This is a genomic window from Isoptericola maris, from assembly GCF_048065335.1.
Classification (GTDB): domain Bacteria; phylum Actinomycetota; class Actinomycetes; order Actinomycetales; family Cellulomonadaceae; genus Isoptericola; species Isoptericola rhizosphaerae.
In genome coordinates this window covers 64,962-82,152 of sequence record NZ_JBLUNY010000010.1, presented here as the reverse complement: position 1 = coordinate 82,152, position 17,191 = coordinate 64,962, and the positions used below count along the sequence as shown (strand labels likewise).

Sequence of the window (17,191 nt, the reverse complement as noted above, 5' to 3'; positions counted from 1 at the left end):
CCGTGCGGATCGTCCACGTCGCCAACGCCTACGCGCCGCGGTCGGGCGGCATCCGCACCGCGATGCACGCCCTGGCCCGCGAGTACCTCGCCCACGGCCACGAGCCGGTCCTCGTCGTCCCGGGCCCGACGGCGGCCGAACGGCGAGACGGTGACCTTCGCGTCGTGCAGATGGCCGCGCCGCGGGTGCCGGGTGTGCCGGGCTACCGGGCCGTGGTCCGCCCCGGTGCGGTGCGCTCCGTGCTGGAGGCGCTGGCGCCGGACCGGGTCGAGGTCTCCGACCGCGCCACCCTGACGGGGATCGGCCTGTGGGCGCGCGAGGCCGAGGTGCCGTCCCTGCTGATGCTTCACGAACGTCTCGACGGCGTCCTCTCGGCGTTCTGGCCGGGTGCGGGCAGCGGCGCGCGGCCCGGGCCCGTCGGCCGTTGCCTGGCTCCCCTGGTGGCCGACCGCTGGAACCTGGCGACCCTCGGGCGGTTCGACCGGGTGGTCGCCACCACGGCGTTCGCCGCCGGGGAGGTGGAGCGCCTGGTCGGGCGGCGCCACGGACGCACGGGTGCCACGGTGCTGCCGCCGCTGCACCGGGTGCCCCTGGGGGTGGACCTCGAGCGGTTCACACCGGACCGGTTCGACGCGGACCTGCGACGGCGGACGGCCCCGCGCGGCGAAGCCGTCGTGCTGGTCATGAGCCGGCTCTCCCGCGAGAAGCGGGTGGACCTGGCCGTCGAGGCGGTCGGGCGGCTCGTGGCCGACGGTGTACCCGTGCGGCTGGTCGTGGCTGGCAGCGGCCCACGCTCCACGGCGCTGCGGGTGCGGGCCGAGCAGCTCGGCATCCGGCACCGGTTCCTCGGGTTCGTGCCCGACCGCGCCCGGGTGGCCGCGCTGCTGGCGAGCGCCGACGTCGTCGTCGCCCCCGGACCGATCGAGACGTTCGGGCTGGCGGCCCTCGAGGCGCTGGCCTCGGGGACGCCGGTGGTGTGCTCGGCGACCAGCGCGCTGCCCGAGGTGGTCGGCCCCGCCGGGGCGAGCGCCGCCCCCGAGCCCGAGGCGCTGGCCCTGGCGGTGCGCGAGGTGCTCTCCCGGGACGCGGGTGGGCGACGGGCGGCGGCACGAGCCCGGGCCGAGCTGTTCCCGTGGTCGGCAACGGGCGAGGCGATGCTGGCCCTCCACGCCACGGCGCCGGCCCTGGCGGGTGCACGGTGAGCGGGCCGGCCGTCGTCGCTCTCGGCGACTCCATCACCGCGGGCGTCGGCGACGCCGTCGGGCCCGACGCCGCGCACGGGCCCGGCTGGGCGGCGCACCTCGCGCTGCTCGCCGACTCGGCGCGGTTCGAGAACCTGGCCCGCAACGGCGCGCGGACGCAGACCGTCATCGCCGAGCAGCTCGACCTCGCCCTCGCCTCCGGGGCCGACCTCGCCACGCTCGTCATCGGGGGCAACGACGCGCTGCGCAGCGACTTCTCCCCCGCCGACGTCGCCCGCCGACTCACCATCTGCGTCGACGCGCTGCGCGGCCGGGGCGCCGCCGTCGTCCTCGCGACCCTGCCGCCCATCGGGCTGTTCGAGCTGTGCGGCGGCCGGATCCGGTCGGTGATGCGGGCGCGGATCGACGCGGTGAACACTGCCGTCCGGACGGTGGCGGCGCGGCACGCGGGCGGGTCGGGGTGCACGCCGGGCGTGGTGGTGTTCGACGTCGCCGAGGCCATCCGTCCCGCCGGGCTCGGCGCCTGGTACGTCGACCGCGTGCACCCCTCTCCCCTGGGCCACCGGCACCTCGCGGTCACGGCGGGACGCGCCCTGCACGTCTCGCTGCCCGAGCTGTCGCGGCTGCCCGCTCCGCCGCCCCCGCCGCCGGCGTGGGAGCGCGCTGCCTGGCTCGCGTTCGCCGGCGTGCCCTGGGCGTTGCGCCGCGGCCGCGACTTCCTGCCCGGCCTGGTACGCGCCGTCGTCGACGACCTGCGGGGCGCTTCCAACAACAGTAAACGGCGTTACCGTAAACGTCGCTACTAGTGTTCCGACGGAGAGCCTCGACCGTGCCGACCATCCCTCGCCCTGCCGATCTGTTCGACAGCGTCGACGCCCCGTTGACGGACGAGGCCCGCAGGGCCGAGCGCAGCGTCCTCGTGGCGGCGGCGGTCGGCTTGGGCGTCGGCGTGGTGGTGCCCGCAGCATGGGCGGACTACCCGTGGACGACCTCGGGGAGGCTGCCGTGGCTCGTCTGGATCGTGGTCCTCGGACCGCCCGTCGCGGCGGTGATCGGCGCGATCCGCGCCCGCTCCTACCGTCGTGGACCGCTGTTCTGGCTCACGGTCGCGCTTGCGGTGGTCGTCACGATCCTGTCGCCGCCCGCCCTCGTGTGGGGCGGGGGATCCGGCGCCGTAGCCGCCGGGCTCCTGGTCGCGTCCGGTCTGGTGCTGCTCGTCGGGCATCCGCATCGGTGGCGCGTGGTCGGCCTCGGCCTCCTGCTGCTGTGCGTGTCGCTGTTCGGGACCATGGGGTTCGTCGCGCACATCGTCGACCAGGCGTGGGCGCTCAGCCTCACCGCCAGCCTGCTCAACCTGGTCGCGATGGTCATCCTCATCCGCCGGGCGATGGCGCTGCGGGCGGTCGCCCGCTGCTGATCACGAGGCCGGCCACTCGGGTGACCTGGTTGCCCTCCCTCAGAAGACGTTGACCCTCTGCAACATATCTAGTAGACCTGTCTATGAGAGATGTCCACGAGGGAGGCACCATGGCACGCCAGGACACGGCCGACCGGCTGCAAGCGTCGCTGGATCGGAAGGCTCGGCGCCGAGGCTCGATGCCACCGCCGCAGGTGCTGGTGGTCGCACCCGAATGGCAGGTCGAGTCCGGAGGTGCGCAGCCGTTCCACGCGGCCAGCGTCGGCAAGGTCATGACAGCCACCCTCATCGCCGGGCTGGTCGAGCAGGGGCTGCTGAGCTTCGACAGCCCGCTCGGCAAGGTCCTCCCGGCGGCGGACATCGACGGGCTGCCCGGTGCACCGGGCGTCGACGTCGCCTCCGAGGTGACCGTGGAACACCTCCTCACGCACACCAGCGGACTCCCCGACTACTTCGAACCGCCCCGCGGCACGCAGACCGGCCCTTCGGCCAGCACCGCCGGGACACAACCGGATCGTCGCTGGACCCCGGCGGAACTGCTCGACGAAGCGCGCCGACTGCCCGCCGTCGGGCGTCCCGGCGAGCGGTTCCGTTACGGCGACACGGTGTTCGTGCTGCTGGGACGGATCGCCGAGGAGCTGACCGGGGAGCCGTTCAACTCCCTGCTGCGGCGGCGAGTCTTCGAGCCGAGCGAGATGGAGCACAGCTCCACGCCCTACAGCGACGCCCGCACCCCCGCAGACCTGCAAGGGCTCGACGTCGCACCGTTCTGGCTCGGTCGGCACGAGCTCAGCCGCGCGCTCAGCGTCAGCCTGGACTGGGCGGGCGGCGGCATCGTGGCCCCGCCCGCAGATCTCGTCAGCTTCCAACGCGCACTGCACGGCGGGAAGCTCGTGTCCTCCGAGACGCTCCGCTGGATGGCCTCGCCGCGGCACCGCCGTCGTCGGGGGATCCACTACGGCGCCGGCATGGTGACCGTGCGGTTCGCCGAGTTCACCCCGCCGTTCCTGCGCGGGCTCCACGAGCCGATCGGCGGCCTCGGGCACTTCGCCACCCACATGTTCTACTACCCGCGCCGGGACGCCCACGTGGTGCTCAACTTCCACACCTACCGCCGGATGAACCAGAGCTTCATGCTCCACGCGCGCATCGCCGGGCTGCTCGCCGCGTCGGCCTGACGCGGACGACGGCGCCCTGGCCCCTCAGCGCACCACGCCTTCAGCGCACGACGCGGTAGCGCAGGGCCATGCGCACACCGATCTCCTGAGCGCTCACCTTCTCCAGGGTCACCGCCGGACCGCCGGCGAACAGGCGCACGCCGTCACCGAGAAGTACCGGCATGACGTCGATCGACAGCTCGTCGACGAGCCCCGCCGCGAGGAGCTGACCGAAGACGTCGGCGCCGCCGATGAACGTCACGTCCCGGTCTCCGGCTGCCTCGACCGCTCGCTTCACCGCTTCCTCGACGCCGTCGGTCACGAACGTGATCGACAGGCGTCCGTTGCTCTTCGGCGTGACGGGCGGGGCTTCATGCGTGACGACGAACATCGGCACCTGGAACTCGTAGTTGTCCGCGTAGTCGTCGGGGTCCTCAGCCATGTCGAACGTGCGCCGCCCCATGAGGACCGCACCCGTCTCGTCCTGCAGTGCCTTCATGTACTCGCTGCCCGCCAGCTCCTCGAAGTCCGAGTACAGGGCAGCGGCACTGCCCTCGGCGTCCTCGACGAACCCGTCCAGCGACACCGTCGCCCCGGCGATCACCTTGGCCATCTCGTCCTCCTGTCTGCGCGCGAACCTGGGTACAGAGTTGGACCGGGGCGAGTGGCAAGACTCATCGGGCTGCTGCTGGGTGTCCGCCTGTCGTCCCAGCGGTGTCCCTGTTGTTACCTTGACGGGCGGGCCGGTACGGTCGGCGACCCGGTCCGAACCTCATGCTGGAGAACGAGCTTGCACCCACCGACGACGCCCACAGCGGGAGGTCTCGCGCTCAGGTCGCTGAGCGCCGTCGTCGGGGCGGCGGCGTACGTCGTCGCAATCGGCTATCTCGCCCTCCATGCCGAGGCCGCGAAGGCTGGCGCCGTGCTCGCGTGGGACGGCACCATCACGTCCTTCGCACCCCCGACGCCGCCACTGTGGTCGAGCGTCGGCGTCGTCGTCCTGGTGGCGGTCGCCTTCCTCCTTGCCTGGCGTTCCCACGCGACGGCATCGTCCCGGCGAGGAAAGCTGCCGCTGTGGACAGCGACGCTCACGCTCATCGTCCTCTCCGCCTACCTCATGGCGACGTCGCAGCTCCCCTTCAGCGCCTTAGTCGCGGTGTCGGGGATCGATGCCTCCGAATCCATGCCCGCTGTCGTCGCGTGGGCCCACCAGGGAGCGCTGAGCTCCGCCACCTACGCCGTGACCGGGGTCATGCTGGTGCTGTCGTTCCTCCGTCCTGGGCGCCGGACCGCCTTGCGCTCTGACGACGAGCCTGCTGCCGGCGCGACCATCACGGGCCCGGACCATGAGTCCGGCGTACAGGCCGGCTGAACCGCCCGACTCCATGAGGCCAGTCCCCCGGCGCGCGAGGTGCCCCCGCCCTGGCTAGCGTCGAGGCGTCGACCACGGAAGGGGCACGATGACGATGGACGGCAAGGTCGCGCTGGTCACGGGCGCTGGATCGGGTATCGGGCGCGCCACGGCGGTGCGCCTGGCCCGCGAGGGCGCCACGGTGGTGCCGCTCGGGCACCGGCAGGAGAGCGCGGACGACATCGCGGCCGAGATCCGGCACGACGGCGGCACGGCGCTCCCGGTGGCGGCGAACGTCGAGGACGCCGCCATGGTCCGCGACGTGCTCGCACGGGTCGATCAAGAGCTCGGCCGACTCGACGTCGTCGTCGCGAACGCCGGTGTCAACGGCGTCTGGGCCCCGCTCGAGGAGCTGGAGCCGGACGAGTGGGCCAGCACGATCGACACCAACCTCACCGGGACGTTCCACACCGTGCGATACGCGGTGCCCCTGCTCGTGCGGCAGGGCGGCGCGGTCATCGTCGTCTCGTCGATCAACGGGACGCGCACGTTCAGCAACTCCGGCGCTTCCGCCTACGCGACGAGCAAGGCGGGCCAGGTGGCGTTCGCGCGCATGGCCGCCGTCGAGCTGGGTCCGCGCGGCGTGCGCGTGAACTCCGTCTGCCCGGGCGCGATCGACACCCAGATTGAGGACAACACCGAGCAGCGCAACACCGAGGACCTCGGCGTGGAGGCCGACTACCCGGAGGGTCAGATCCCGCTGACCGGCGAGGAGTCGGGCGAGGCCGCGCAGGTCGCCGACGCCATCGCCTACCTCGTGTCGGACGCTGCGAGCCACGTGACCGGCACCGAAGTGTTCGTCGACGGGGGCCAGTCGCTCATCGCCTGACGTGCCGGCGCGCTTGACCGTGTTCGGACAACATGGTCTCTACTGCCGCCATGCACACAACGTCCGGCGTGACAGCCTTGCGCGTCCGTCCTCGGGTCTGGCTGGGCCTCGGTCTCTTCGTGACCTACCTGGCAGTCTTCTACGCCGTCTGGATGGTCAACGGCATCGACTACGCCCGCGTCGGGGAGAGCGAAGAGACGCTGGCGAAGTGGTATGTGGCGCCCCTCAGCGGTGGCCTCGCCGTGATCCTGGTCGGCCTCTCGGTCTTCGGGTGGTGGCGGCCGGCTCTGCGCGAGACGAAGCGGCTCCCGAGAAGTGGCGCCGTCGTCCCGGTGATCATGGCCGTGGTCGCGATCCTCAACCTGGTGTTCGGCGAGTTCTCCCGCGTCACGATGACGATGTGGATCCTCCTCGTGATCGGCAGCATCCTGGTGGGGTTCAACGAGGAGGTCGTCGCGCGTGGTCAGCTCTTCGTCGCGCTGCGCAGCCGGTTCGGCGAGACGGGTGTCTGGTTCCTGTCCACCGCGCTGTTCTCGCTGCTGCACCTGCCGAACTTCTTCTTCGGCATCGGATCGCTGGCGTTCCTCCAGGTCGTCATCCAGTTCGGGCTCGGATCCGTGTACTACCTGGCGTTCCGTTCGACGGGCTCGCTGGTCCCCGCGATGCTCCTCCACGGACTGTGGGACTTCTCGACGTTCTCGTCGAGCCTCCCCTGGGCCGGACTCGTCGCCCCGTTCCTCGCGGTCGCAGGCGTCGTCGTCGCCGTCGTGCTGCTGGTGAAGGAGCGACGGCGGGACGCGGACACGAGGAGCTTGTCGATCCGCTGATCGGCGTTCAGCCATCGGGCCGGGTCAGCGGACGACGAGGCGCACGAGCGTCTCGACCCGCTCCTCCTGGTGCGCGGCCGGGAAGCGTCCCGCGCGCCGGAGGGCGACGATGCCGTGGACGGCACCCCACAACACCTCCGCCGTCGTCGGCAAGTCGGCTGGCGGGTCGTCGAGAGAGTGGAGTGCGCCCTCGATCGCCTCGAACCCGGCTCGCACGATCGCCGGCGTCTCGTCCGAGGCGAACGGGACGAGGACGGGCAGCAGGAACATCGCGTCGTAGGTCGCCGGGTGGCGCTCGGCGAAGCCGAGATAGGCGGTCACGAGCGCCCGGACGCGCTCGGCGTCGCTCGCTACGGGGACGTCCGCCGACGGCGCGAGCGCGGTCGCCAGCTCCTCGAAACCCTCCAGCGCGACGGCGGTGACGATCTCCGTCCTGCCCTGCGGGAAGTGCCCGTAGAGCACCGGCTGGCTGTACTCGATCGCGTCGGCGAGTCGGCGGATGGTCACGGCGTCCCACCCCTCCGTCTCGGCGAGGGTGCGGGCCGCACCGACGATCTGCGACCGCCGTTCTTTGAGCTGACGGGCTCGGCGTGCCGCGGCGGGAGTCGTCATGCGCCCAAACTCTAGCACTGCTAGACAATCGCTGCTACATTCTCTAGCACCGCTAGATCTAGCGGCGCTAACCGAGGATGGAGCGCGTCATGGAATCGTTGTCGATCGTCGCTGTGGTTGTCGTCGGACTGATGGTGGGGGTGGAGCTGTCGGTCGCGCTCGTCATGAATCCGATCTTCGACCGGCTCCCCCGGGACGCCGGGATCGCAGCACGCTCCGACGGGGCACGCATGCTCGGACGCGTCATGCCGATCTGGTACATCGGCTCGGTCCTCCTGGTCGCCGGCACGGCACTGGCAGAGCCCACCACCGCGGGGCCCGCCTGGGCAGCGGTCGCCCTGCTGCTCGTCAGCGTGATCATGTCCGTTGCGCTGCTCGTCCCGATCAACAACCGGTCGAAGACCTGGACTCCTGAGACAGCTCCGGCCGACTGGCGCGACCAACGAAGCCGTTGGGACCGCCTGCACCTGGTGCGCCTGGCCCTGATCATCACCGCGTTCGTCCTCGTAACCGTCGCCGCCACGCGATGACCACGGAGCGGACGGCGGCACGCCGGCACGTCGGAGTCGTCGGCCACCCGGCCGAGGTGCCGCTGCCATGGGCTGCGTCGATGCTCGAGAGTGAGAGCGGGCGGTGACCGATGAGATCAGTCGGGTGCGGCGGTCTAGGGGTGGACACCTGTCGACCAACCCGGAGGACTCCCATGTCAGACACGAGCACCACACTCGACCACACGTTCACCGCGCCGATCGGCGTCGACGTGAAGGGCGAGACCTGGCCCTGCGTCGAGCTCACCGGTGCCGCCGAGCTGCTGGGGACGGGACGGTCGGTGCGGGTCGACGCCACCGTCGATGATGTTCCGGTCGAGAACATCGGCCTCATGCCCACCGGGCGCGGTGAGCTGATGCTGTCCCTCAACGCGAAGCTGCGCAAGCAGCTCGGCAAGGACGTGGGCGACACCGTCACCGTCCACCTGGCGAAGCGTCTGAGCTGAGGCCACTGCACCCGCGACCGACGAAGGGCCCCTGATCTCGGCGAGTTCCGTTGCGGCCGACGGCGGCACTCCGGTAGCGACGATGCATCGACTTTCGTCGCGGTCAGCGTCGTCCAGGGAACAGGCCAGCGAGCTTGTCCATGCACTGATCCAGGCCCATCTGGGAGCCGTCGCGGCCTGGGCCCTCCGCATACCCGGACTCGACGACCGTGACCCGCGTGCCACCGTCGACCGGTTCGAACGTGACGACGTGCGGCGTCCCGTCGGGCATACCGGACGGGACGCCGTCGTCGCCAGGAGTCAGCGCCGTGCCGTCTTCCGTGGCGAACCGCATCGTGTACTCGAGGCGGTGCGGGTGGTCCACGCGCGTGTACGTCCAGGTGTTGTACGTGGTGCCGCCGCCGTACTCGGGCGGAGCGGTCATCCCCGTGAGGGTCACGCCGCCTTCACGCACGTCCAGCTCCGCCGTCGTGCAAGCGAATCCGTCCACGGCCCACCAGCGGGAGAGCAGGCTCGACTCGGTGAACGCCGCGAAGACGTCGCCGGGCGGTGCGGGGACGGTCCGGCTCGACTCGACTGTCGCCGAGGGTTGGTGCGACATCTCGATCACTCCTGACGGGGCCTCCACTGTGAGGCCGATCGCTGCCACGGTGAGATCGACGCTAGACGCTACGATCATCGTAGTCAATAGTGTGGAGGTAGTTGGTGAAGAGGTCCGGCGGCAAGTCGCACTGCCCGATCAACTTCGGGCTCGAGGCCTTCGGCGACCCGTGGTCGCTGCTCATCGTGCGCGACGTCGTGTACTCCGGCAAGCACACGTTCAACGGTTTTCTCGCCTCGGAGGAGGCCATCGCGCCCAGCGTGCTGGCGGCACGGCTCGACGGGCTCGTCCAGGCCGGCGTGCTGCACCGGTCACCCGACCCCGCAGACAAGCGGCGCGTTCGCTATTCCCTCACCGAGCGTGGCCTGGACCTCATTCCCCTCCTCCTGGAGATGGCGGAGTGGAGCGCGGGCGTGGATCCCCAGACGCAGGCGCCCCCGGACTGGATCACGTACGTCAAGGCGAACAAGACCGAGGCGATCGCACGCGTGCGCGAGACCGTGCGCCGTGGTGGCAGCGTGTTCGTGGGCGACGACAGCGTCGTCGCCCAGCTCGCGGACGAGAGCACGAACCGCTAGGCCGTCCTGGATGCCAGCGACCACACCACGAGCATCAGCAGCGTTGTCATGGAGACCACCCGCACCGGGTGCCACCGGCGCAGCGCCAGGACGACGAACTGCGTCGCGAAGATCCCGAAGAAGAACGCGACGACGGCCTGTACCAGGAAAGCGACACCCATCATCGCGTTGCTGACGGGGCCAGGGCCGGGCGGATCAGAAGACGCGTGCCGCGATGCCGTCCGAGTGGTGAGGGCAGGGCAACGTCGAGCAGTTGATGGCCATCGTCGGCGCAGACGGGCGCAGGCATGCGGACGGTCCCGTGGGGTGGTCCTGTCGAAACGTTACTGCAGCCGCGGGCGGCAGCAGCGAAGCACGAGTTACGGGAACGACGAAGGGCCCCACAGCCGCAGAATCTTGCGGGCGGGGCCCTTCGGGTGGCGGTAGCGGTGGGCTTCAGTCGCAGGCTTCGGACGTGGTTGGCAGGGCGGGACAATCTGCCCCTGACCTGGGTCGACGCCTCGTCGGGGCGTGTAGCGCGTTGTACCTGTTCGCGCTGGTTTCGCTGGCAAAGCAGAGTGAAAAAGGTGACTTGCGGGCTGGAGGTAGACCCGGGTGCTTTGCCAGGTCACTGCTGGTCGGCCGACGGGGCTCCCGGCGCTACATCGCGGAGGTACTCGAAGGCCTCTTCGGTCGGGCGCCAGCACATCCACTGACCATCAGCGAAGCCGTTGAGCGTCGCGATCTCGGGATTAACGAGCTCGTCCGCACTCGGCCGGAGTCGGACTGCGCCAGTCTCGAACTCGATGCTGATGCCCGCGCCGACCCCCTCGTGCGTTGCCGTGATGCTCTGCCCGGCCAGCCCGACGAGAGCGTCAGCCCAGCCGTGTTGACCTGGCGCGATCACGCGATCGCTCACGATGACGGTCGGGCTCACGTCGCAGGTCAGCATGGGCATGTCCGCTGTCGGGAAGACGTCGAAGTGCAGTTGCACGAAGTCCAGGACGAATTCGACCGAGTACAACCGATAGCCCACAAGCCGGCCAAGAAGCGAGTTGAAGACGTAGCTCACGGCGCGAGTGTACGGAGCGGCACCCGACCACGGCCGCGAACTGTGGCCGAGTCATCGGCGGGGACACTCCGAGGCGCCGTGCCGATAGCGGAGCACAGGAGGTCGGCGGAGGTCCGGGTCAAGGGTGGCCGCAGGCCATCGCGCAGCGACGCCGCAGGCGCCCTTGACGCGGGCCGGAGCCGGCCGGATGCTCGGCTGTCGGTGCGGGGCCGGAACGCGAGAGAGCAGCGCTACCCGACGACGGCGGCTCCCGCCTGCACGCACCCCTGTCGCCACCTCGCCGTAGGGTGGCGACCGCTCAAGTCCTGGCGATCGGAAAGGCACCAACGACGATGCTCATCGCGCGGCCGTTCACCTCGGCGGCCATCAAGCTCCATCCGTTCGACTGCGGCGAGCCGGAGCTCAACGAGTGGCTCGCCCGGTACGCCAGCCAGAGCGAGAAGAAGGACAACGTCCGCACCACGTTGCTCCTCGACGAGGAGGCGCAGCGCGTCGCCGGCTACTTCTCCATGCGCACGTTCGAGCTGTCAGCGGCCGACGGCGAGTCAGCGATGGGACGCAGACGCCGCTACCCCGTGCCGGCGATGCTCCTTGCACGGCTCGCGGTCGACAACGACTACAAGGGTCAGGGCGTCGGCAAGTTGCTCCTCGTCGACGCCCTCCAGCGGCTGCTGGCAGCGGCCGACAACGTCGGCTTCGAGATCGTCGTCGTGCATGCGCTCCACGAGGACGCCGCCTGCTTCTACCTCAAGCACGGCTTCCGCCGGTTCCTCGACCACGATCTCAGTCTCTTCCTCACGACCAAGGACCTGCGCGCGACGTTCGCTTCAGCAGAACCAAGTTGAGCCGTACGCACCACGTGCGTACAGTAGACGTACACCAAAGATCCGAGGAGCCACTATGCCCACCGCCAACGCGCGGTCAGAACGTCTGAACATGCGCCTGTCGCCCGATGCTCTCGCGACCATCCGCGAGGCCGCTGCCGCCCAGCAGCAGGACGTGTCCGCGTTCGTGCTCGGGGCTGCGATGGAGCACGCCCGCGAGGTCCTGCTCCGGGACCGCGTCCTCCAGCTCACCCCGCGCGAGCTCGACCAGGTCGACAGCGCACTCGACGCCGAGCCGAGCGTGGTCCCGGAACTTGCCGCGCTCATCGCCGCGGTCCGACGGGACACCCCGCAGCACGGCAAGCAGGAGCTGACGTCGCACTGAGCGATCAGCCCGAGCGCGAACAGAGGGCGGCCACGGAACTGATCCGGGGCCGCCCTTCGTCGTCTCGGGACGGGATGTCGGGTGGGGTGCGCGCAGCGAGCGAAGCGCGGGGCCCCGCCCGCGATGCCGCCCAGCGCGGCGGAGCCGCGCCTTGAGTCAGCAAGGAAAGTTCTCACAGGGCGGGCGCACACGGACGCGGACGTACACGACCGCGAACGGCAGCACGGCAGCACGGCAGCACGGCACGACGTCACAGCGTGGGATCGGCCGACCGGCGCCGGCTCCAGCAGATAGCCTGCTCGGCCCGGACCCCGAAGACGAGTCTGCGGGCAGTGCGCCGACAGCCCGTACCGACTCCTCGCGAAGTGGGCTCACATGCTCGGCATCCGCGGCCACTTCTCGAGCAAGTCGCGCCGCTACTCGATCCCGCTCGGACGCCTGCGCCGGGCCCGCATGCGGTTCCAGCGACTCAAGGCCGACGCCGACCGCGACGGCACTCCCATGGACACCGCCGACCTCGAGAACCGCCTGCTGGCCGACGAGGAAGAGACCATGCTCGTCGTCGCCACCTGGACCTACCAGGGCACCGGCTGGACCAACCCCGGCGCCAAAGCCCTGGCCGACGCCGCAGCCGCCCGGGCACGCGAGTACGCGCAATGGAGGGCGCAGCGCCTGAACTGACGCGGCTACGAGTCGTAGAAGGCCTCGATGGTCCAGGCGATCTGGATCAGCACCGTGGAGGAGAACACGACGAAAGGGAGGTTCTCGTGACGCCGAACGGCCGCGTGAAGTTCATTGAGGATTGCCCCGACGAACGCGGTGACGGTCACCGTGCTGAGCCACACCGGGATCGTTCCGATCCCGTTGGACCGGTCACCGAGGTTCTCCAGCCAAGCGCCGACGAAGAACGCTCCGAGAAGGGCCTGGAGCAGCAGGAGCACGACGACTCCGGCGATCGTGGTCGACCCGGCCCACGGGATTCGGGGTCTATCGGCCGTCAACGCGCTCGCCTCGCCTGGTCGGGACTCCGCTTCCATGCACTGACCTCCCAGATCGATGCTCCGGACCACCGTATCGAGGTGGAGCGGCCGTCAACAGCCCTACCCCCACCCATCACCACACCACAACGACGTAGGAGGCACCGTGAAAACGGAGTACGGGGAACGACGAAGGGCCCCACAGCCGCAGAATCTCGCGGGTGGGGCCCTTCGGGTGGCGGTAGCGGTGGGCTTTGCTGGCGCCTTCGGACGCCGTCGCCTCCGAGGCCATGAAAACACCTCTGACCTGCATGTTCACGACGGGGATGGTCGCACGGGGTTGCACGTGATCGGCCGCATCGCCACCCCAAAACGGAGGGAATCTGGTGACCTGGCGGGTGCCCGACCGGCTGGGACACTCCGAGGCGCCGTACCGATAGCGGAGCACCAGAGGTCGGCGGAGGCCCGGGTCAAGGGTGGCCGCAGGCCATCGCGCAGCGACGCCGCAGGCGCCCTTGACGTGAGCCGGAGCCGGCCGGATGCTCGGCGATCGGTGCGGGGCCGGCAACGTTCGCCCGAAGCGCCAGCCTCGGAGGCGGGCGGACCGTCGCAAACAGCCGATGACCTGCGAGAATCCCGGCCATGATCGCAACCGCAGCTGGTGCCATCCTCACAGCAATCGGCGTCATCTGGGGCGTCGCCGAACTGGGCCCTGAAGACGCTTTGATCTTCCTCCTCCCAGGCATCGCCCTGCTCGTCGTAGGGCTGATCCTGCAGTCGAACGCCAAGACGCGCCGGGAGCTCATGGGCATTCGCCTGCAGCTCGAGGCGCTGGGGCGCACGCGTCGGCAGCCGGAGAAGTAGGCGCCGCACAGCAGCCGGATGAACGTATGGCGGCCCGGGGAGACTCGGTGCCGCCTTCGTCTTGCCATGGGGAGGTCGGACGGGTGGGGTGCGCGGAGCGAGCCTGCGAGCGGAGCGCGGGGCCCCGCCCGGACGACCGACCGCGCGGCGGAGCCGCGCCTTGAGTCAGTAAGGAAAGTTCTCACAACGAACCAAATTCTCGGCGCACTGGATCGTGGGACGTTCAGACTCTGAGGTGTTCTCACCAGCGTGGTCGTCGGGTTCCTCGTTGAAGGTGGAGCAGGACGAGGGCAGCGGCGGTGATCTCGGTGAGGCGGTGCGGGTCGAGGGTGATCATCTGCAGGGCGGGCCAGGTCTTCTTGAGCAGGGCGTTGCCGCGTTCGGCCACGGACCGCAGGCCGGTCAGGAGCTTGTTGTGGGTGACGTCGTCGAGGTGCGGGTTGGCGGGCAGGCGCAGCGGGTGCCAGATCCCTGCTCCTGCGCCTTGGTAGCCGGCGTCGGTCAGTGTCGGGATGCCGGCGGCGGCTGCGGGGTAGAGCGCGGGCAGGGCGAAGGCTCTGGCGGCGGTGATGTCGTGGGTCGAGCCCGGGCTGACCGGGGAGACCCACACGGGGTAGCCGCTCGGGTCGCACAAGACCTGGATGTTGCCGCCGTGGCGGTGGTGCTTGCCGGAGTACCAGGATTCTGCTCCGGAGGGGTTCTTCGGGCCGTGCAGTTGCGTCGTCGGGATCAGGGTGCCGTCGAGGCAGACGTACGGCCAGTCTTCGTCGCGCGCGGTGGCCAGCACGTCGTGCAGGTCGGGAGCCCGCAGGGCGATGACGTCGATGGCCTCGTGCAGGTACCGGTAGGCCGTCGCGATCGAGATCCCCGCATCGCGGGCCAGCAGGTGGACCCGCGTGGAGCCGGAGAACCAGCGCAGCACCAGCAGCGCCTGCGTGCGTGCGGTCGCCACGCGTTGCCACGGGCGGATGTCTCGAACCTGGCGGTGCGCCGCGATCCAGCGCGTCACGGTGCGCAGGGTGTGAGCAGGCACGTCGAGGGTGGCACGATAGGTGATCAAGCAGGGTCCCAGTCGTCCGGTATGTGTGTTTGGCGACTTGCATCCTGGCCCTGGGACCCTGCTGCTGCCAAACCACTCCCGCACGAACCTGCAGGTCACCGCACCGTCGCGCTGATCACCTCACACGGCCTGGTGAGAACACCTCTGAGTCGAGGGCCGCTCGTCTCGATTCGTGCTGCGGTCACCGGGTCGAGTCGGTCGGCCCAGTGCTCGGGCCGGGGGAAAGCGGAGTGAAAACGGAGTACAGGGAACGACGAAGGGCCCCACAGCCGCAGAATCTCGCGGGTGGGGCCCTTCGGGTGGCGGTAGCGGTGGGATTTGAACCCACGGTGGCTATGAACCACACAGCATTTCGAGTGCTGCACCTTCGGCCGCTCGGACACGCTACCTCGCCGGACGAACCGGCCCACCGAGGATACCGAACGCGGACAGATCTGCGAAATCTGCGCCCCTGCGACGTCGGTCACCGTCACCCGTGCCGCGAAGTAGTACGCCCGGCGGTGGTGGAGTACCCGCGGGGCACTTCACCAGCACGGGAGGTACTACTTCGCGGCGCGGGTGGGGCGGTGCAGCCTCAGGCGCAGGGCGCTCCCGCGTCCCACGCGCCGGTGACCGACGTCCCGGGCACCTCGCCGCGGGTCCACCACAGCGCGGTGTGGTTCACACCAGCGCGCGAGACCACGTCGCCGGACGCGTATGTCGCAGCCGGGTCGAACGCCTCCCCGCACTCTTCGGCGGCCACGGGGTGGTCGCCGTGCACGCCGACCTCCACCCACGGGCCCTTCGACGCCTTGGCGGCAGCGCCCGGCATCTCGCCGCGCGTCCACCACTTCGCCTCGTACTCGACGCCGTTGTGCGACACCACGTTGCCGGCGGTGTACACCCCGGAGGCGTACCAGGGCGCGGCCCCGTCACCGACGACGAGCGGTCCCGGTGCCGCAGCCCGGAAGGTGTCGGCGAGCGCGCCGCCGAGCTCGTTGCGGTAGTCCCCGGCGATGTCCCAGAAGTAGGCGCCTCCGTACCCGTTCTCCGCGAGCCACTCGGCCTTGGCGGTCACGGACGTCGGGGTGTCGAGGCTCCACCACTGGTCGCCGTCCCACCGGTAGGCGGCCACGGCCTCGGCGTCGTAGTACTCCTCGCCGACGGTGCGCAGCTCGGAGTAGTTCTTCACGCCGAGCGCTCCACCGGCCGGAGCGCCCGGAGTCGGGTCGTCGACCCCTTCCCAGCCCTGGCCGTAGGCGGCGAGGCCGAGCACGATCTGCTCGTCCCGGTAGCCCGCCGCTCGGTAGGCGCCGAGCAGGCTGTCGGCCGCGAGACCCCAGTTCGCGTCCTGGTCCGGCGCGTCCGGCCAGGAGTACGGGTGCAGGTTCCCCTGGTGCCCGGTCCGGTCGGCGACCCAGGTGCCGTGGTAGTCGTAGCCCTGGATGTTGAGGAAGTCGACGACGGCGGCGAGCCGCGGGTCCACCCAGCCGCCGTCGGTGCGCGGGGCCCAGCCGGCCGGTGCGAACCCGGTCAGCAGGTAGTCCTCGCCGTCGGCGGCGGAGCGCTCGTCGAGCTCGGCGCGGAACAGCTCCATGAGGGCGAGGAAGTTCTCGCGGTCGGCCTCGGGGTTCGGCGAGGGGTGCTCGCCGGTCGCGGCCGGCCACTCCCAGTCGATGTCGAACCCGTCGAAGATGCCGGCGGCGACACCCTCGCCGCCCTGGTCGCCGACGACAGGCAGGTTGCCGTCGAGGTACACGTCGAGGCAGGACTCGACGAGCCGCGCGCGGCTCTCCGCCGTCGACGCGGCCTCGGAGAAGTTGTCCGACCAGGTCCAGCCGCCGAGCGAGACCATGATCTTCAGGTCGGGGTAGAGCTCCTTGAGCTTGCGGAGCTGGTTGAAGTTCCCGGCGAGCGCCTGCCCCTCGACGTCGGCGACACCGTCGACGGCGTCCCCGGCGCCGACGATCCGCAGATAGTCGTTCTCGGGGTCGCCCTCCGGCTGGCCTGGGTCGACGCCGTCGTCCGGGACGACGTCGTCGCTGATGTCGCACACCAGGTCGCTGGTGACGTTGCCGAAGGCGTAGGTGAGGTGGGTGAGGTCGGCGACGGCGCCGGTCTTCACGAGGTCGGCGACCTCGTAGTCGTGGGTGTCCCCGGTGCCCCAGGCAGGGAAGTAGCCGAGCGTCGTGTAGCCGTTGACGCCGTCGGCGTCGTGGGTGGAGCTCGCGTCGGGTGGTGCGGGGGCGGGCTTCGCCGCGGCTGCGGGCGCGGCGAGTGCCGCTGCGGTGAGTCCGGCGGCGGCGACGGTGGCGGTGAGGGTGGTCAGGACGGACGTGCGCTGTTTCATCGGGGAGCCTCGCTGCTTCCTCGGGATGCGACCGAACCCGGTTTGTTCGGTTCCCTGCACAATAGCGAGGCGT

General features: G+C 70.4%; 21 protein-coding genes, 1 tRNA gene and 1 pseudogene. 14 read left to right on the top strand and 9 right to left on the bottom strand.

Annotated elements, in window-relative coordinates; all coding sequences use genetic code 11:
* Positions 1-2 precede the first annotated feature (2 nt).
* The 4 genes from ACH5HR_RS14285 to ACH5HR_RS14270 all read left to right on the top strand — a co-directional run bounded on the left by ACH5HR_RS14285 (position 3) and on the right by ACH5HR_RS14270 (position 3,797).
* Positions 3-1,202, top strand: coding sequence for a glycosyltransferase (locus ACH5HR_RS14285; RefSeq protein WP_416478455.1), 1,200 nt, complete (start codon positions 3-5; stop codon positions 1,200-1,202).
* The gene (locus ACH5HR_RS14280) at positions 1,199-2,008 is read left to right on the top strand and encodes an SGNH/GDSL hydrolase family protein (protein WP_416478453.1); all 810 of its coding nucleotides are present in this window, start codon (positions 1,199-1,201) and stop codon (positions 2,006-2,008) included. The genes ACH5HR_RS14285 and ACH5HR_RS14280 overlap by 4 nt, the downstream gene beginning before the upstream one ends.
* Positions 2,009-2,031: 23 nt before the next feature.
* Positions 2,032-2,619: a hypothetical protein gene (locus ACH5HR_RS14275; RefSeq protein WP_416478451.1), complete on the top strand. Its 588-nt coding sequence runs from the start codon at positions 2,032-2,034 to the stop codon at positions 2,617-2,619.
* Between the two features lie 110 nt (positions 2,620-2,729).
* Entirely contained in the window at positions 2,730-3,797 is a 1,068-nt protein-coding gene (locus tag ACH5HR_RS14270; RefSeq protein WP_402376930.1) for a serine hydrolase domain-containing protein, read from the top strand.
* A 40-nt stretch (positions 3,798-3,837) separates the two neighbouring features.
* Here ACH5HR_RS14270 and ACH5HR_RS14265 read toward each other — a convergent pair whose 3' ends face one another.
* Positions 3,838-4,389 (bottom strand): dihydrofolate reductase family protein, encoded by a 552-nt coding sequence (locus tag ACH5HR_RS14265; RefSeq protein ID WP_416478450.1) that lies wholly within the window; start codon positions 4,387-4,389, stop codon positions 3,838-3,840.
* Positions 4,390-4,566: 177 nt separating this feature from the next.
* Between ACH5HR_RS14265 and ACH5HR_RS14260 the strand changes: the two genes are divergently transcribed.
* The 3 genes from ACH5HR_RS14260 to ACH5HR_RS14250 all read left to right on the top strand — a co-directional run bounded on the left by ACH5HR_RS14260 (position 4,567) and on the right by ACH5HR_RS14250 (position 6,843).
* A complete protein-coding gene (locus ACH5HR_RS14260) occupies positions 4,567-5,148 on the top strand; it encodes a hypothetical protein (protein ID WP_416478448.1) in 582 nt (193 codons plus the stop codon).
* 88 nt (positions 5,149-5,236) lie between these two features.
* Positions 5,237-6,016, top strand: coding sequence for an SDR family oxidoreductase (locus ACH5HR_RS14255; RefSeq protein ID WP_416478447.1), 780 nt, complete (start codon positions 5,237-5,239; stop codon positions 6,014-6,016).
* Positions 6,017-6,066: 50 nt separating this feature from the next.
* Positions 6,067-6,843: a CPBP family intramembrane glutamic endopeptidase gene (locus tag ACH5HR_RS14250; protein ID WP_416478445.1), complete on the top strand. Its 777-nt coding sequence runs from the start codon at positions 6,067-6,069 to the stop codon at positions 6,841-6,843.
* A 24-nt stretch (positions 6,844-6,867) separates the two neighbouring features.
* On the opposite strand, the gene ACH5HR_RS14245 is transcribed toward ACH5HR_RS14250, so the two are convergent.
* A complete protein-coding gene (locus ACH5HR_RS14245) occupies positions 6,868-7,455 on the bottom strand; it encodes a TetR/AcrR family transcriptional regulator (RefSeq protein WP_416478443.1) in 588 nt (195 codons plus the stop codon).
* Between the two features lie 89 nt (positions 7,456-7,544).
* Here ACH5HR_RS14245 and ACH5HR_RS14240 point away from each other — a divergent pair, with 89 nt between their 5' ends.
* The gene (locus ACH5HR_RS14240) at positions 7,545-7,985 is read left to right on the top strand and encodes an anthrone oxygenase family protein (protein WP_416478441.1); all 441 of its coding nucleotides are present in this window, start codon (positions 7,545-7,547) and stop codon (positions 7,983-7,985) included.
* A 173-nt stretch (positions 7,986-8,158) separates the two neighbouring features.
* On the top strand, positions 8,159-8,449 hold the full coding sequence (locus ACH5HR_RS14235) for a DUF1905 domain-containing protein (RefSeq protein WP_402376951.1): 291 nt from the start codon (positions 8,159-8,161) through the stop codon (positions 8,447-8,449).
* Between the two features lie 103 nt (positions 8,450-8,552).
* Here ACH5HR_RS14235 and ACH5HR_RS14230 read toward each other — a convergent pair whose 3' ends face one another.
* Positions 8,553-9,050, bottom strand: a complete 498-nt coding sequence (locus tag ACH5HR_RS14230) for an SRPBCC family protein (RefSeq protein WP_402376953.1) — start codon at positions 9,048-9,050, stop codon at positions 8,553-8,555.
* A 104-nt stretch (positions 9,051-9,154) separates the two neighbouring features.
* Here ACH5HR_RS14230 and ACH5HR_RS14225 point away from each other — a divergent pair, with 104 nt between their 5' ends.
* Complete coding sequence (locus ACH5HR_RS14225) at positions 9,155-9,628, top strand: winged helix-turn-helix transcriptional regulator (RefSeq protein WP_402376956.1); 474 nt, start codon at positions 9,155-9,157, stop codon at positions 9,626-9,628.
* Here ACH5HR_RS14225 and ACH5HR_RS14220 read toward each other — a convergent pair.
* A complete protein-coding gene (locus tag ACH5HR_RS14220) occupies positions 9,625-9,789 on the bottom strand; it encodes a hypothetical protein (protein WP_402376959.1) in 165 nt (54 codons plus the stop codon). The two genes, ACH5HR_RS14225 and ACH5HR_RS14220, sit on opposite strands and share 4 nt — an antisense overlap.
* A gap of 446 nt (positions 9,790-10,235) precedes the next feature.
* Complete coding sequence (locus ACH5HR_RS14215; protein WP_416478438.1) at positions 10,236-10,679, bottom strand: hypothetical protein; 444 nt, start codon at positions 10,677-10,679, stop codon at positions 10,236-10,238.
* Positions 10,680-11,011: 332 nt separating this feature from the next.
* Here ACH5HR_RS14215 and ACH5HR_RS14210 point away from each other — a divergent pair, with 332 nt between their 5' ends.
* From ACH5HR_RS14210 to ACH5HR_RS14200, 3 genes and pseudogenes are all read left to right on the top strand, one after another.
* Entirely contained in the window at positions 11,012-11,524 is a 513-nt protein-coding gene (locus ACH5HR_RS14210) for a GNAT family N-acetyltransferase (RefSeq protein ID WP_416478437.1), read from the top strand.
* A gap of 55 nt (positions 11,525-11,579) precedes the next feature.
* Complete coding sequence (locus ACH5HR_RS14205; RefSeq protein ID WP_416478436.1) at positions 11,580-11,888, top strand: type II toxin-antitoxin system TacA family antitoxin; 309 nt, start codon at positions 11,580-11,582, stop codon at positions 11,886-11,888.
* A 348-nt stretch (positions 11,889-12,236) separates the two neighbouring features.
* Positions 12,237-12,569: pseudogene (locus ACH5HR_RS14200) on the top strand (replication initiator); the annotation flags it as partial.
* Between the two features lie 5 nt (positions 12,570-12,574).
* On the opposite strand, the gene ACH5HR_RS14195 reads toward ACH5HR_RS14200, so the two are convergent.
* Positions 12,575-12,829, bottom strand: a complete 255-nt coding sequence (locus ACH5HR_RS14195) for a hypothetical protein (RefSeq protein WP_416478434.1) — start codon at positions 12,827-12,829, stop codon at positions 12,575-12,577.
* A gap of 678 nt (positions 12,830-13,507) precedes the next feature.
* Between ACH5HR_RS14195 and ACH5HR_RS14190 the strand changes: the two genes are divergently transcribed.
* Positions 13,508-13,729, top strand: coding sequence for a hypothetical protein (locus ACH5HR_RS14190; RefSeq protein WP_416478432.1), 222 nt, complete (start codon positions 13,508-13,510; stop codon positions 13,727-13,729).
* Positions 13,730-13,970: 241 nt separating this feature from the next.
* Here ACH5HR_RS14190 and ACH5HR_RS14185 read toward each other — a convergent pair whose 3' ends face one another.
* From ACH5HR_RS14185 to ACH5HR_RS14175, 3 genes are all read right to left on the bottom strand, one after another.
* A complete protein-coding gene (locus ACH5HR_RS14185; protein WP_416478430.1) occupies positions 13,971-14,789 on the bottom strand; it encodes a transposase family protein in 819 nt (272 codons plus the stop codon).
* Positions 14,790-15,089: 300 nt separating this feature from the next.
* Positions 15,090-15,178 (bottom strand) — tRNA-Ser (locus ACH5HR_RS14180).
* 185 nt (positions 15,179-15,363) lie between these two features.
* Positions 15,364-17,118, bottom strand: coding sequence for a glycosyl hydrolase family 18 protein (locus ACH5HR_RS14175; protein WP_416478429.1), 1,755 nt, complete (start codon positions 17,116-17,118; stop codon positions 15,364-15,366).
* Between the last annotated feature and the right edge of the window lie 73 nt (positions 17,119-17,191).

Bases quoted from the DNA above. Each gene is read 5' to 3' on its own strand.
- ACH5HR_RS14270 (WP_402376930.1), top strand. From the start codon at position 2,730: ATGGCACGCCAGGACACGGCCGACCGGCTGCAAGCGTCGCTGGATCGG.
- ACH5HR_RS14265 (WP_416478450.1), bottom strand. From the start codon at position 4,389: ATGGCCAAGGTGATCGCCGGGGCGACGGTGTCGCTGGACGGGTTCGTC.
- ACH5HR_RS14255 (WP_416478447.1), top strand. From the start codon at position 5,237: ATGACGATGGACGGCAAGGTCGCGCTGGTCACGGGCGCTGGATCGGGT.
- ACH5HR_RS14250 (WP_416478445.1), top strand. From the start codon at position 6,067: ATGCACACAACGTCCGGCGTGACAGCCTTGCGCGTCCGTCCTCGGGTC.
- ACH5HR_RS14245 (WP_416478443.1), bottom strand. From the start codon at position 7,455: ATGACGACTCCCGCCGCGGCACGCCGAGCCCGTCAGCTCAAAGAACGG.
- ACH5HR_RS14240 (WP_416478441.1), top strand. From the start codon at position 7,545: ATGGAATCGTTGTCGATCGTCGCTGTGGTTGTCGTCGGACTGATGGTG.
- ACH5HR_RS14235 (WP_402376951.1), top strand. From the start codon at position 8,159: ATGTCAGACACGAGCACCACACTCGACCACACGTTCACCGCGCCGATC.
- ACH5HR_RS14230 (WP_402376953.1), bottom strand. From the start codon at position 9,050: ATGTCGCACCAACCCTCGGCGACAGTCGAGTCGAGCCGGACCGTCCCC.
- ACH5HR_RS14220 (WP_402376959.1), bottom strand. From the start codon at position 9,789: ATGGGTGTCGCTTTCCTGGTACAGGCCGTCGTCGCGTTCTTCTTCGGG.
- ACH5HR_RS14210 (WP_416478437.1), top strand. From the start codon at position 11,012: ATGCTCATCGCGCGGCCGTTCACCTCGGCGGCCATCAAGCTCCATCCG.
- ACH5HR_RS14205 (WP_416478436.1), top strand. From the start codon at position 11,580: ATGCCCACCGCCAACGCGCGGTCAGAACGTCTGAACATGCGCCTGTCG.
- ACH5HR_RS14190 (WP_416478432.1), top strand. From the start codon at position 13,508: ATGATCGCAACCGCAGCTGGTGCCATCCTCACAGCAATCGGCGTCATC.
- ACH5HR_RS14175 (WP_416478429.1), bottom strand. From the start codon at position 17,118: ATGAAACAGCGCACGTCCGTCCTGACCACCCTCACCGCCACCGTCGCC.